The organism is Polaromonas sp. (genome assembly GCF_018780625.1).
Classification (GTDB): Bacteria; Pseudomonadota; Gammaproteobacteria; order Burkholderiales; family Burkholderiaceae_C; genus Polaromonas.
On the sequence record NZ_JADMJK010000054.1, the window covers coordinates 57,446 to 69,407 of the forward strand.

The 11,962-nt window shown below is 63.3% G+C and carries 10 protein-coding genes; 3 read left to right on the plus strand and 7 right to left on the minus strand.

Translation table 11 applies throughout. From position 1 onward, the window contains the following. Positions 1-103: 103 nt before the first annotated feature. The 3 genes from IV091_RS04915 to IV091_RS04925 are packed head-to-tail and all read left to right on the plus strand — an operon-like array spanning position 104 to position 3,674. The gene (locus tag IV091_RS04915) at positions 104-1,387 is read left to right on the plus strand and encodes an MFS transporter (RefSeq protein ID WP_293465913.1); all 1,284 of its coding nucleotides are present in this window, start codon (positions 104-106) and stop codon (positions 1,385-1,387) included. After that, positions 1,384-2,622: an FAD-dependent oxidoreductase gene (locus tag IV091_RS04920; protein ID WP_293465916.1), complete on the plus strand. Its 1,239-nt coding sequence runs from the start codon at positions 1,384-1,386 to the stop codon at positions 2,620-2,622. Before IV091_RS04915 ends, IV091_RS04920 begins: the two co-directional genes overlap by 4 nt. A gap of 17 nt (positions 2,623-2,639) precedes the next feature. After that, positions 2,640-3,674, plus strand: coding sequence for a universal stress protein (locus IV091_RS04925; RefSeq protein ID WP_293465919.1), 1,035 nt, complete (start codon positions 2,640-2,642; stop codon positions 3,672-3,674). A gap of 90 nt (positions 3,675-3,764) precedes the next feature. On the opposite strand, the gene IV091_RS04930 is transcribed toward IV091_RS04925, so the two are convergent. The 7 genes from IV091_RS04930 to IV091_RS04960 are packed head-to-tail and all read right to left on the minus strand — an operon-like array spanning position 3,765 to position 11,947. Next, positions 3,765-4,274 carry a DUF1993 family protein gene (locus tag IV091_RS04930; protein WP_293465922.1) on the minus strand — a complete coding sequence of 170 codons (510 nt, stop codon included), beginning with the start codon at positions 4,272-4,274 and terminating at the stop codon, positions 3,765-3,767. Then, positions 4,271-5,101, minus strand: a complete 831-nt coding sequence (locus IV091_RS04935) for an SDR family oxidoreductase (protein ID WP_293465924.1) — start codon at positions 5,099-5,101, stop codon at positions 4,271-4,273. Before IV091_RS04935 ends, IV091_RS04930 begins: the two co-directional genes overlap by 4 nt. Before the next feature lie 18 nt (positions 5,102-5,119). Further along, a complete protein-coding gene (locus tag IV091_RS04940) occupies positions 5,120-5,941 on the minus strand; it encodes an enoyl-CoA hydratase/isomerase family protein (protein WP_293465926.1) in 822 nt (273 codons plus the stop codon). 20 nt (positions 5,942-5,961) lie between these two features. After that, positions 5,962-6,927, minus strand: coding sequence for a lactoylglutathione lyase (locus IV091_RS04945; RefSeq protein ID WP_293465929.1), 966 nt, complete (start codon positions 6,925-6,927; stop codon positions 5,962-5,964). A gap of 29 nt (positions 6,928-6,956) precedes the next feature. Beyond that, entirely contained in the window at positions 6,957-9,404 is a 2,448-nt protein-coding gene (locus IV091_RS04950) for an MMPL family transporter (RefSeq protein ID WP_293465932.1), read from the minus strand. A 24-nt stretch (positions 9,405-9,428) separates the two neighbouring features. Continuing rightward, positions 9,429-10,547 carry a YCF48-related protein gene (locus IV091_RS04955; RefSeq protein ID WP_293465935.1) on the minus strand — a complete coding sequence of 373 codons (1,119 nt, stop codon included), beginning with the start codon at positions 10,545-10,547 and terminating at the stop codon, positions 9,429-9,431. A gap of 32 nt (positions 10,548-10,579) precedes the next feature. Further along, complete coding sequence (locus IV091_RS04960; RefSeq protein ID WP_293465938.1) at positions 10,580-11,947, minus strand: DUF1329 domain-containing protein; 1,368 nt, start codon at positions 11,945-11,947, stop codon at positions 10,580-10,582. Positions 11,948-11,962 lie beyond the last annotated feature (15 nt).

An 11,962-nucleotide genomic window follows, 5' to 3' on the forward strand; every position in this document is an offset into this window, starting at 1 on the left:
GAATTTGTTTCTGTATTGAGATTTTTATATTGACTGTCTGGCTGTTTCGAGAACGCATCCCGCGTCATCGGCAGCCTGCTATTTCCCATGAAGGAAGCTGCCGATGTCCGTTCCTGGCACTGCCCGATCCGCCGCCGCGCTCGACCTGACCGAATTTCGACTTCACTGGCGGGTGGTTTTTCTGGCCATGCTGGGCCTGGGCGTGGCCGCCAATGCGTCGATGCTCTACGCCTTCGGCCCCCTGATGATTCCTCTTCAAACCGCATTCGGCTGGAGCCGGGGCGACTTGCAGACAGCGGTCAGTTTCCTGTTTGCCGGCGCGGTCATTGCCGCGCAGCTGGTGGGCTGGCTCAACCTGCGGTATGGCATGCGCCGCGTGACCGTCGTCTCGCTGGCGGCCCTGTCACTGGTGTTTGCGCTGATGACGCAGATGGGCAGCTCGATCTGGTGGCTCTACCTCATGTTTGCGCTGCTGCCGATTGCCGGCATGGGCACCATCCATATCACCTGGAGCCATCTGGTCAACCTCTGGTACGAGCGCAACCGGGGCCTGGCGCTGGCGGTGATGCTCTCGGGCACCGGTCTGTCGGCCGTCTTCATTCCGTCCGCCGTCACCTGGGCGATAGGCCGCTGGAACTGGCAGGCAGCGTTTTTGCTGCTCGCCCTGCTGCCGGTGGTGCTGGTGCTGCCGCTCGCGCTGCGCTGGATGGAAACACCGGCCGGCCGGCGTGCTGCGCTGGCGGCGCAGACCGGTCCGGTGCCGGAAGTTCTGGGCATGCCCTTCAGTCAGGCCCTTCGTTCCGGCAAGTTCTGGTTGCTCAATCTTTCGCTGGCCGTCTTCGTGGGCGCCATGGTGTCGATGGTCAGCAACACCGTGCCCCTGCTGCGCGACAAGGGATTGTCGGCCGCCGAGGCGAGTCAGATTTTCGCCGGTTTTGGCGTATCGCTGATTGCCGGCCGGGTGCTGGTCGGCTACCTGATCGACCGCCTGTGGGCGCCCGGCGTCGCCGTCGTGGCCTTGATCATGCCAGCGCTGGGCTGCCTGTTGCTGGCCACCACCAGTATCGACCAGACGGGCTACCTGATCCTGGCCACAGTGCTGGTCGGCATTGGCACCGGGGCCGAATTCGACATTGCCGCTTTTTTGGTGTCTCGCTACTTCGGAATGCGTGCCTACGGCCGGCTCTTTGGCGTGCATGTGAGCCTGATCACCATAGCCTCGGCCCTGGCGCCCTGGCTGTTCGGCCAGCTCTACAACTCGACCGGTTCCTATACGGCGATGCTGACGATTTGCGGCGCGATCTTCCTGATTGCCCCGCTGCTCCTGCTGCCGCTGGGCCGCTACCCGATTTTCCATGCTGAAAATACATTGAAAGGATTCGCATGACCGTCAACAAAGTGGTGATCGTAGGTGCCGGCCAGGCCGGCTACCAGGTGGCGGCGTCGCTGCGCCAGGAGGGGTTTGAAGGCCAGATCACGCTGCTCGGCGACGAACCCGGCGTGCCGTATCAGCGCCCGCCGCTGTCCAAAGCCTATCTGCTGGGCAAGATTGGGACCGCAGCCTTGCGCTTTCGGCCGCCCGAGTGGTTCGAGCTACAGCAAGTCGAGCTCGTTCAGGCCAGCGTGACCCGCATCGACCCGGCTGCCCACTGCGTGGTGCTGGCCAGCGGCGAGCAGGTGCCTTATGACCATCTGGTGCTGGCCACTGGGGCGCGCAACCGCGTGCCGGCGATTCCCGGCATTGATCTTGACGGCGTGCTGGGCATTCGCACGCTGGCCGATGCCGAAGCGCTGGCTCCTCGCCTGGCTGCTGCGCGCAATGCGGTGGTGATTGGCGCCGGGTTCATCGGCCTGGAATTCGCGGCTGTGGCCGCTGCCAAAGGCGTGTCGGTGCAGGTGGTGGAATTGGGAACGCGCCCGATGGCGCGCGCCTTGTCCAGGCCCATGTCCGAGCTGTTCAGCGACGCCCACATCGGCTGGGGCGTGACCATGAACTACAGCCAGACCGTGACGGGGATTCTCGGCGTCGAGGGCAAGGCCACCGGCGTTCAGATGGGAGACGGCATTGGGCTGCCCGCCGACCTGGTGGTCTATGGCATTGGCGTTGTGCCCAACGCCGAACTGGCGGTAGAAGCCGGCTTGAAAGTGGCAAACGGCATTTGCGTGGATGCGCACCTTATGACTAGCGACCCGGCCATTTCCGCCATTGGCGACGTGGTCAGTTTTCACAGCCCGCTGAGCGCGGTGCCGATTCGACTCGAATCCGTACAAAATGCCGTTGACCAGGCACGCAACGTTGCGGCTCGCCTGATGGGCAAATCTGTGCCTTACGGCGCCCTGCCCTGGTTCTGGACTGATCAGGGCGACTTGAAGCTGCAGATCGCCGGCCTTTCGGACGGCCACGACCAAACCGTATTGCTGGGCTCTGCCGAAAGTCGCAAGTTGAGCGTGCTGTGCTTTCGCCTCGGCCAATTGGTGGCGGTGGAGTCTTGCAACCGGCCGGCTGACCACATGGCGGCGCGCAAGGTGCTCTCCCGTGCGCCGCGCCTGACCGCCGAGGAGGTGGAGGCACCGGATTTCGACCTCAAGGCTTATGAACTGGCCACCCGTGACGCGATCTGATCAACACAAGACACCCCATGTATAAAAACCTGCTCGTGCCGCTCGACGGCACCTCGCTGTCAGCCTCCAACACCACCCAGGCGGTGCAGCTGGCCAAAGCCCTCGGCGCCCGGATCAGCTTCTTTCACGCCATCCCCAATTTCGGCGCAACGGACGAAGGCGCCCTGTGGCGCCATCTCGATACTTCGGTGTTTACCGAGCAGAGCGTGGGCGACTCACGCGCCATCCTCGCCAAGGCCGCCGCCGACGCTGCGGCCCAGGGCGTTGCGTGCAGCCTGCATGCAGAGGTGGCCGACCGGCCGGCCGAGGCCATTATGGATGCTGTAAAGACTTTAGGCTGCGACCTGATTGTCATGGCCTCGCGCGGTGAGCGCGGCATGCGCGGCTGGCTGCACGGTTCGCAGACCGAGCGGGTGCTGCGCGCCACGCACACCCCCTTGCTGATCACCCGCGTGCAAACCAATGAACCTTTGTCCAATGCCGAGCAGGCCATCGGCCTGATCCGGGATGAACACCGGTCCATGGCCGTGGTCATCAACGGCATGCGCGACCTGGCCCGGCTGGCCCGCGAATCGGGCAATACACCCGACATTGCCAGCCTTCAGCGCATGCTGCAATACGTGCATGACTTTCCCGAGAAGCTGCACCATCCCAAGGAAGAGCAGCACCTGCATGTCCGGCTGCTCCAGCGCCATCCCCAGAGCCGAAAGATCATCGACGAACTCGAAGCCCAGCATCAGGCCGAGTACGCGGGCATCGGGCGGGTAAGCCATGCGATCGACGATTGCGCCGCGCAGCGCTCCGGCGCGCTGGAGCGGCTGATCGACGAACTAAACGCCTATGCCGAGGCCGCTTGGGCACACATGGGCCTGGAAGAAAGCACCCTGCTGCCGCTGGCGCGCCAGCACCTGCTGGCCGAGGACTGGCGCGAGATCGCGCAGGCATTCCAGGACAACAACGATCCGCGCTTCGGGGAACTGTCGGGCGAAGCGTTTCGCCGGCTGTTCACCCGCATCACGCATTTGCTGCCGAACAAGCCAACCGGCAACTGAGCAAGCCATGCCTTGATTTGCGTCCCGGAAACAACCATGGCCCCGAAGGGCCATGGTTGCTGCATGCCGGCATCCAACCGGCCGGGTGGGTCAGTGAATGCCCAGGTAATCCGCTTTGCCCAGGTCCACACCGGCATGGCGCAGCAGCGCATAAATGGTGGTGGCATGGAAGAAAAAGTTGGGCTGCACCCAGCGCTGGACAAACCCATTGCGATCAAACACCAGGGCTTCCTTGCCGCGCTGCGGCACCACGATTTCCTGGATGGCACTGCCATCGACCTGCGCCGGGCTCAAGGCCTCCAGGTAGGCAATGGTCTGTTCGATGCGCTGGCGCAGGTGCTGGAGCGTCGTGTCTTCATGCGCCGACGCCGCCATCTCGACGCCGGACAGGCGCGAGGCGCCGAGTTTGGCGACTTCGCAGACGATCAATGCCTGCTTGTCAAACGCCAGCATGTCGGGCGCCAGCCGCAGCGGCAGGTAATCGACGCTGTCGGTCGATTTGGCGTCGGCATGGGCCTGCGCCTTGTCGAGCCAGCTCAGGATGTTGCGCAGCATGCGCGCATGGCTGGTCACCAGAACGGAATGAAGAGAAAGGCTCATAACTTGTTGTTTCCTTGACGTTCAAAAAATTGGCGCATCGGCACCAAGGCCGGCGAATGGCTGGTGAAGCCGCCATCGGCCATCATCGTGTGACCGGTGACGAACGAGGATTCATCGCTGGCCAGAAAAGCCACCACATCGGCGATCTGGCGCGGGCTGCCCAGCGACGGGGTCAAGTGCTGGTCCAGTAGGATTTGCTTGATTTCTTCGGGAACTGATTTTTGCGCATGCTCGTTGAGCACGAAGCCGATGACGATGGCATTCGATCGGATGCCCTGCTTGCCGTACTGCGCCGCCACCATCCGGCTCAGGGCCAGCAAGGCGGCTTTCGAGCAGGCATAAGAGGTCAACGAAGCATCGCCCATTACCCCAAAACCCGAAGAGTTGTGAATGATGGAGCCACCGCCGGTCTTGAGCATTTCGGGAATCACATGCTTGCAGCACAGCATCGCGCCGCGCGCATTGACATCCATCGTCCAGTCCCAGGCCTCGATCTCCACATTGCAGACATCGCGGTCGGCATGGCGGGTTTTCAGGTCCAGCGCGGCGGCATTGTTCAGCAGCACATCGATGCGGCCCCAGTGCGCCGACACGGCGGCGACCATGGCCTTGATGTCATCCTCGGAACTGACGTCAGTCTTGACCGCCAGGGCCTGCCCGCCTTGCGCCTCGATGGCGACCACCACCTCCTGAGCCGCTGCCAGGTTGATGTCCGTCACCGCGACCCGTGCGCCATGCAGTGCCAGCACCCTGGCGCACTCGGCGCCCAGGCCGTTGCCCGCGCCGGTGACCACAGCCACGCGGCCTACGAGTTTTCCGTCTGTCATAGACTTTTCCTTAATTTTTTAATGGCCCGAAAACTGCGGCGCACGTTTTTCACGGAAGGCCAATGCGGCTTCCCTGACATCGTGCATCGGTGCCAGCAACGAGAACAATTCGAGTTCCAGGTCCAGGCCGCTCTTGAGGTCCACCCGGGTCGCCGCGCGGGCGGCCTGCTTGGCGAAAGCGGTCGCCATCGGCGGCTTGGCGGCGATGCGGGCCGCCAGCGCAGCCACTTCCTTGATGAAGGTCTCACACGAACCGGCAACCCGGCTGACCAGCCCGATGGTGCGCGCTTCCTCGGCATTCATGCGCTCGCCGGTCAGCAAGATGTCCATCGCCCGGCCCGCGCCGACCACGCGCGACAGGCGCTGGGTGCCGCCTCCGCCGGGAATCAATCCAAGACCGGTCTCGGGCAAGGCGAACACCGCATCCGGCGCGGCAAAACGAATGTCGCAGGCCAGCGCCAGCTCCATGCCGCCCCCCATGCAGAATCCGTGGATGGCCGCAATCACCGGCTTTTCCGTGCGGTCAAGGGCCTCGATCCAGCGGACCTTTTCCATCCGGCGGCGCACCTGCAAGGAAGTTTCCTTGCCGCGACTTTCCTTGATGTCGGCGCCGGCACAAAAGCCGCGCTCGCCTTCGCCTCGGATGACGATGACGCAAATGGCCGGGTCGGCCTCCAGTTCGGCCAGCGCCTGCGGCACGCCCCGGCGGATGTCGTCATTGATGGCATTGATCTGCCCCGGCCGGTTCAGGACGATCCAGCCGATCTGGCCATCGCGCTCGATGCAAACCGCTGGTTCAAGCGGTTTGGCCACCGGCGCTATTGATGCTGCAGCATGCATGGTCATACATCCCATGGTGGTTAAAGTTCATGAAACTCGAAAAGCTGACCGCGCAGCTCAGCCGGGTCAATGCGGATCAGGGACTTGCCGCCCACCGCCTCGGACTCGTCGATCCAGGTAAAACGCGTGCCGCGTGCGCGCAGGTCATCGGCCTTGGCTGCCAGGCCATTGACGGCAATGCGGATGTAATAAGGACCGGGACCCCATGAATTGAGGTAAACACCGGCATCGCTGTCCCAGCGCGTCGCCTCGATCACGTCCAGCGTGGCGCTGTTGGCCAGACCGAATTTCATCGTGGCCTTGCGGTAGCCTTCCTGCTCCAGCGCCTGCACCGGGCCGGCGGGTTCCCAGTCCAGATTGGCCGAGATGCGGCGCAGCGTTTCGTCCAGGTCACGCACCAGGTAGCCACGCGCCGAGACGCGGACCATCTGGCCCGGCTCGGGGTTGGGCAGCTGCGGCGCGGGGATCGCAAAGGTTTCAGCCGGCAGTTGCAAGGGCTCGTTGCACATGACTTCAATGCACAGGCCACCGTCCACTGACGGTTCGTAATGCGGGTCTTCCGGCGTCACGCCCAGCCACAGGCGGTCAAACGGCATGTCGGGCGTGCGCTGGGCCAGACGGAAACGCAGCTTGCGGCGCATCAGCTTGTCCACCAGGGCCGAGAAACGATCCTTGGGCAAGGTCAGCACAATCGAGTGCGTCAGCATCGGGCGATGCTCACCTTGGTAAGCCATCAGGCTGTCGAGGAAATCGTGGAACATCGGGTCGCCCAGGTTGGGCTTGTCCAGATGCCACTGCGGCTCAACACGGGTCGGTGAAATCGCCAGCGACTTGTGCACGCGCAGAAAATGCGCAATGTAGGGATGATCTTCAAAGGCCTGGCGCCAGCGCGGATGGCCATGAATACCCAGCTTGGAAATCAGCAGCTCCGCCATGCCATCGGGATCCGACACCATCATGTCGGCGCTCATCAGTAAATCAAACATTGTCCACTCCGGGGTTTTTAGAAATAGGTTCAGGCAGCCAGGGACGGCTTCAAACCAGCCGTGACCTGCTGGGGCTTGGGATTGAGCAGGAAGTGCGACAGCGCCGGAATCAGCACCAGCGCGCCGACCATGTTCCACAGGAACATGAAGCTGAGCAAGATGCCCATGTCGGCCTGGAACTTGATCGGCGACCAGGCCCAGGTGATCACGCCGGCGGCCATCGTCATGCCGACCAGCGCCACGACGCGGCCGGTAAAGTCCAGCGAGCGGCGATAGGCCTGCTTCAGGGTGGCGCCCTGGCGCTGCATGGCGATCTGCACGCTCAGCAGGTAAAGCGCGTAATCAACCCCCACGCCCACGCCGACGGCAATCACCGGCAAGGTCGCCACCTTCAGGCCGATACCTAGCCACACCATCAAGGCCTTGCAAAGAATCGTTGTGATGATCAGCGGAATCATGGCGACCACCGTGGCGCGCCAGCTTCGGAAGGTCAGCAGGCAGAGCAAGGCGGTCGCGCCATAGACCGCCAGGTACATCTTGATGATGCCGCGCTCCACCTCGATGTTGGTGGCTGCCTCGATGCCGGCACTGCCCGCCGCGAGCAAAAAGCGCGTCGGCTGCTTGGCCCCTTCAGGCGAGTTGTAGCGCGCGGCAAAATCTTCGCTGACCTTGAGCACGCGTGCCAGCGTGTCCGCCTTGTGGTCGCTCAGGTAGGCGATCAGCGGTGAGACCGAGCAATTCTGGTTCGTGATGTCGGGCGAGTTGATCATGGCGGCGGACACCGCTGCATTGGTAATCGCCTGGTCGCGGCTGATCGTCAGCCACTTGCCGCTGCCTTCCGACAGGCCGGCGGTGATGAAACGGGTCATGTCGGCCATCGAATGGGTGGCCTGCACGCCAGGCGTCTGGCGCAGCTCCAGCGCCAGGCGGTCCATCAGTTGCAGCGACTTGTAGTAGCGGCAGCCGTCTTCATCGGTTTTCATGATGACGACGAACTGGTCGCTGGACAGGCCGTAATTTTTCGTGACGAAGGCGCTGTCCTGGTTGTAACGCGAATCGGCACGCAACTCGGGCGCGCCCGGGTCAAGGTCGCCAATGCGCAGGTCCATCATCACCCAGCCGCTGACCGCGGTCAGCACGACGGTCAGCGCAATCGTGATGATTGCGCCCTTGCGTTCAGTGAGCCGGTCCAGCCCTTGCCACAGCTTGGCCAGCATGCCGCGGCCCTGCTCGACGTTGCTGTCGTCCACCAGCGCCCGCCGTGCGGCGGCAGGACTGACGCCGATATAGGACAGCGTGACCGGGATCAGCACCAGCTTGGTGAAGATCAATACCGTGATGCCGATGCTGGTCGTGATCGCCAGGTCACGGATCACCGGAATGTCAATGATGATCAGCACTGCGAAGCCGACAATGTTGGTCAACAGGGCGGTTAGCCCCGCCATGAACAGGCGGCGAAAGGTGTAGCGTGCGGCAATGTATTTGTGCGTGCCGCGCCCCACGTCCTGCAGGATGCCGTTCATCTTCTGCGCGCCGTGCGACAGCCCGATGGCAAAAATCAGGAAGGGCACGAGGATGGAGTACGGGTCCAGGTCGTAGCCCAGCAGGTGCATCAGACCGAGCAGCCAGATCACCCCAGCTACCGCCGCCGTCACCAGCAGCACCGTGCTGCGCAAGCAGCGGGTGTACAAATAGACAAACACGGCCGCCACCGCGACGGAAACGCCAAAAAACAGCATCACCTTGTACAGGCCGTCGATCAGGTCGCCGACGATCTTGCCAAAGCCCACGATATAGACGCCCACCTTATCGCTCTCGAACGAGCGGATGTCGCGTTCCAGCGTCTTGGAAAATTCGCCATAGTTCAGCGGCGCGCCGGTTTGCGGATGGATGTCCAGCAGCGGCGTGACGATCATGGTGGACTTGAGGTCGTTCGCCACCAGGCTGCCGACAATGCCGGCCTTGGAAATATTGGTGCGCAGCTTGTCGATGGATGCAGGCGTGCCGCTGTAGTCGGCCGGCATCACGGCGCCGCCGGTGATGCCTTCCTCCGTCACCTGGCGCCAGCGCACGATCGGCATCCAGAGCGACTTCATCCAGGAGCGGTCAACCCCGGGAACCAGGTAAAGCTTGTCGTTGATCTGGCGCAGCGTCTCAAGGTACTCAGCGTTGTAAATGTCGCCGGTCTTGTTCTCGACGACGATGCGGATGGTGTTGCCCAGCCCCGGCAACTCGGACTTGTTGGCCAGGTAGTTCTTGATGTACGGGCTGGAGGACGGCATCATCCGCTCGAAGCTGGCGTTGACATCGAGCCGGGTCGCAAAGAACCCCAGGATCAGGGTCGCGACGAGGCAAACCAGCAGCACGGGCGCGCGGTTGTTGAAAATGAAGCGTTCCAGCAGGTTGCCGGAACGCGGGTCGAAGTCGCGCAAGTCCCGTATCACGGGCATGGCGGGGTTTCCAGCGTGGCCGCTCATAGCAGTGTCTCTTTCATGGTCGTGTCAGCGGATGGGCAGTTCGGAGGCAGCAGCATCGCCGATCTCCACCGTGCCAACACCGTTCAGCCGTGCCAGCGCGATACGCCGGGGGCCGCTGGCGACAGCGCCCAGCACCTCGCCCATGACAGGGGTCTTCAGCAGGGTGGTCGTGCGCATGTCAGGCGAAACCGCCATCACATGGCCGGCTTGCGACACCAGCATCAGTTGCGCATCGCTCAGGTTGACGGCGGCGACGATATGGGCGTCAACGCCGGTTTCGATCTTGTTCCAGGCGGCCTCAGGGCCGGGCTGCACGTAGGCGTTGCCGCGCAGGCCAAAAGCCAGGAGGCGCGGGCCACTCAGGTTCAGGCCAAAGTAGGTTCCGGCGTACGGGGTTTCCACTTTCACGAAACGACTGCTTGCCGCGTCCAGGCGCAGCAGCAGCCCTTGCTCGCCGGCGATGTAGCGCCGGTCACCTTCGCCCGTGACGGCATACAGGTGAAAGCCGCGCGGATTGTCCAGGTGCTCGATCCACGGTTCCCACTGCTTGCCACCGTCGGTGGTGCGCAGGATGAGGCCGAACGCGCCGATCAGGTAACCTTCATTGGCGTCGGCAAACCAGACATCCAGAAAAGGCGACGGCAGCACATCCGGCGTGGCGGACTGCCCCACCGAACGCTCGATTTCAGGCAGCAACGCCTCGGCCTCGGCACTGCCTGCCTTGGCACGGGCGGTGTAGGTGCTGCGCAGCAGCGTCAGCACCGAGCGTCCGTCCAGCACTTTTTGCCAGCTGGCACCGCCGTCGGTGCTGTGCAGCGCGACCGCATCATGGCCGACCGCCCAGGCCTGGCCCGGTCCGGTGAACCGGACCGACACCAGGTCCGAGCTGACCGGGCTGGGCACCTGTTGCCAGGTGCCCGCCGCGTCGCTGGACACCAGGATCAGGCCGCGCGGCCCGACGGCGATCAGCCGGTCGTCCTGCCGCGCAATGCCGGTGGTCAGGCCCTTGCTGGCGAATGCCGAAGGTTGCGTCGGGAAGTCGAGCGGATCAGGCAGGCTCGCTCCCATGTTTGCGGGCACTGCGCCGATGGTGAGCGCAGTGCTTGCAACGAGCAAGCTGGCCAGCAGGGGGCGGCATCGCATGATCATCTTGCCTGTCCTGACAGTGGCCTGGATCACCTTGCCGTCTCGCGGGCCACGATGGCCTCGGGGTTCAGCTCGCGTTCCGTCTTGGCCTTGGCCGAAATCTGGTAGCCGCCAACGGTGACGTCATTGGTGTAGGCATACATGCCCTTGTTGAAGTCATAGATGACCTGGCGAACCGCCCATGGCAATTTCTTGTCGTACAGGTTGATCATGCCGTTGAACATCGTCCGGTAGAGCTGGCCGCTCTGGTCGTAGGCGTCGTAGTTGGCCGCGCCGGTCATGTCTTCGTCAAAGTAGTAGATGCGCTTGGAGTAGGCGTGGCGCATGCCGGGCTTGAGCGTGGCTTCGACGACCCACACGCGGTGCAGTTCCCAGCGCTCGCAGGCCGGATTGGCAAACTTGGGCAGCAGCGCCATTTCGGGTGCCGGGCACTCGAACACGTTCCTGTAGGAGTTGTACGGCAGGTACATTTCTTTCATGCCGTTGAGCTTGAAGTCAAACCGGTCCATCTTGCCCGAGAACACGAACAGTTCGTCGAACAGCGTCACACCGCCCATGCTGGCCACCGGCGTGTCATAAGCGAACTCGGGCGACTGCTTGACGCGGCGCTGACCCGGGGTGTAGCTCCAGGCGCGGCGCGGCTTGTCCACCGGATCGATGTAATCCACCAGGCCGGTCGCCTCGCCGGCCCGGCGTGCCGGTGCCGTGGTGACGGAATAGACGCGCCAGGCCATGGTGGGATCCCGGTCTTCCATGTCGGTCTGATACCAGACACCGTCGGTCAAGGTCTGCTGCTGCGCCGTCATGGTCGGCTTGCCCGCCGAGTCAACGACCCAGGAACGGGATGACGAGGTGGTGATCGCCGTCTCACCCTGGTAGCGCAGGGACTGGTTCCACATCACTTCCTGACCAGTCTTGGGAATGGGGAACGGCAGGCCGCCCCGGCAAAGGGTCTCTACAGCCAGGCCGTCCTTGGTCAGCTTGCAGGTGGTCGCATTGCGCACGTTGGCCTTGAGCACCTTGTCCGGATAAGTCGCTGAACGGCGGGTGGGATAGATGTCCATGTAGTAGCTCGGGTTGAGCTTCATCAGGTGCATCTGGCCTTCGCTGAGCTTGGCCGCATGCTCCTTCATGTTCTTGGAGTCTATGCGCAGCACGGGCTTGTCGGCCTTGAACGGATCGGTCCACGCGCCGCTGTCGGCCTTGAAGTCGGCGGGTGGCGATGCGATGCCGCCGGTGTACGCCGGGATGGTTCCCTCAGCATTGCCGGCCTTGATGCCACCGAATTCGGTCAGCGTGGTGCCGAGCTTTTTAGCCTCTTCGGCGCTGACGGCGGCAAAGCCGGGCGCAGCCAGGAGGGCCAGCGCGGTGGCGATGAGTGTTTGCTTGAATTTCATGGTTCAGTCTCCGGT

What these genes read in the sequence shown, in the direction of transcription:
- IV091_RS04960 (WP_293465938.1), bottom strand. Translation starts at nt 11,947, where the DNA reads ATGAAATTCAAGCAAACACTCATCGCCACCGCGCTGGCCCTCCTGGCT.
- IV091_RS04940 (WP_293465926.1), bottom strand. Translation starts at nt 5,941, where the DNA reads ATGCATGCTGCAGCATCAATAGCGCCGGTGGCCAAACCGCTTGAACCA.
- IV091_RS04945 (WP_293465929.1), bottom strand. Translation starts at nt 6,927, where the DNA reads ATGTTTGATTTACTGATGAGCGCCGACATGATGGTGTCGGATCCCGAT.
- IV091_RS04915 (WP_293465913.1), top strand. Translation starts at nt 104, where the DNA reads ATGTCCGTTCCTGGCACTGCCCGATCCGCCGCCGCGCTCGACCTGACC.
- IV091_RS04925 (WP_293465919.1), top strand. Translation starts at nt 2,640, where the DNA reads ATGTATAAAAACCTGCTCGTGCCGCTCGACGGCACCTCGCTGTCAGCC.
- IV091_RS04955 (WP_293465935.1), bottom strand. Translation starts at nt 10,547, where the DNA reads ATGCGATGCCGCCCCCTGCTGGCCAGCTTGCTCGTTGCAAGCACTGCG.
- IV091_RS04950 (WP_293465932.1), bottom strand. Translation starts at nt 9,404, where the DNA reads ATGAGCGGCCACGCTGGAAACCCCGCCATGCCCGTGATACGGGACTTG.
- IV091_RS04920 (WP_293465916.1), top strand. Translation starts at nt 1,384, where the DNA reads ATGACCGTCAACAAAGTGGTGATCGTAGGTGCCGGCCAGGCCGGCTAC.
- IV091_RS04930 (WP_293465922.1), bottom strand. Translation starts at nt 4,274, where the DNA reads ATGAGCCTTTCTCTTCATTCCGTTCTGGTGACCAGCCATGCGCGCATG.
- IV091_RS04935 (WP_293465924.1), bottom strand. Translation starts at nt 5,101, where the DNA reads ATGACAGACGGAAAACTCGTAGGCCGCGTGGCTGTGGTCACCGGCGCG.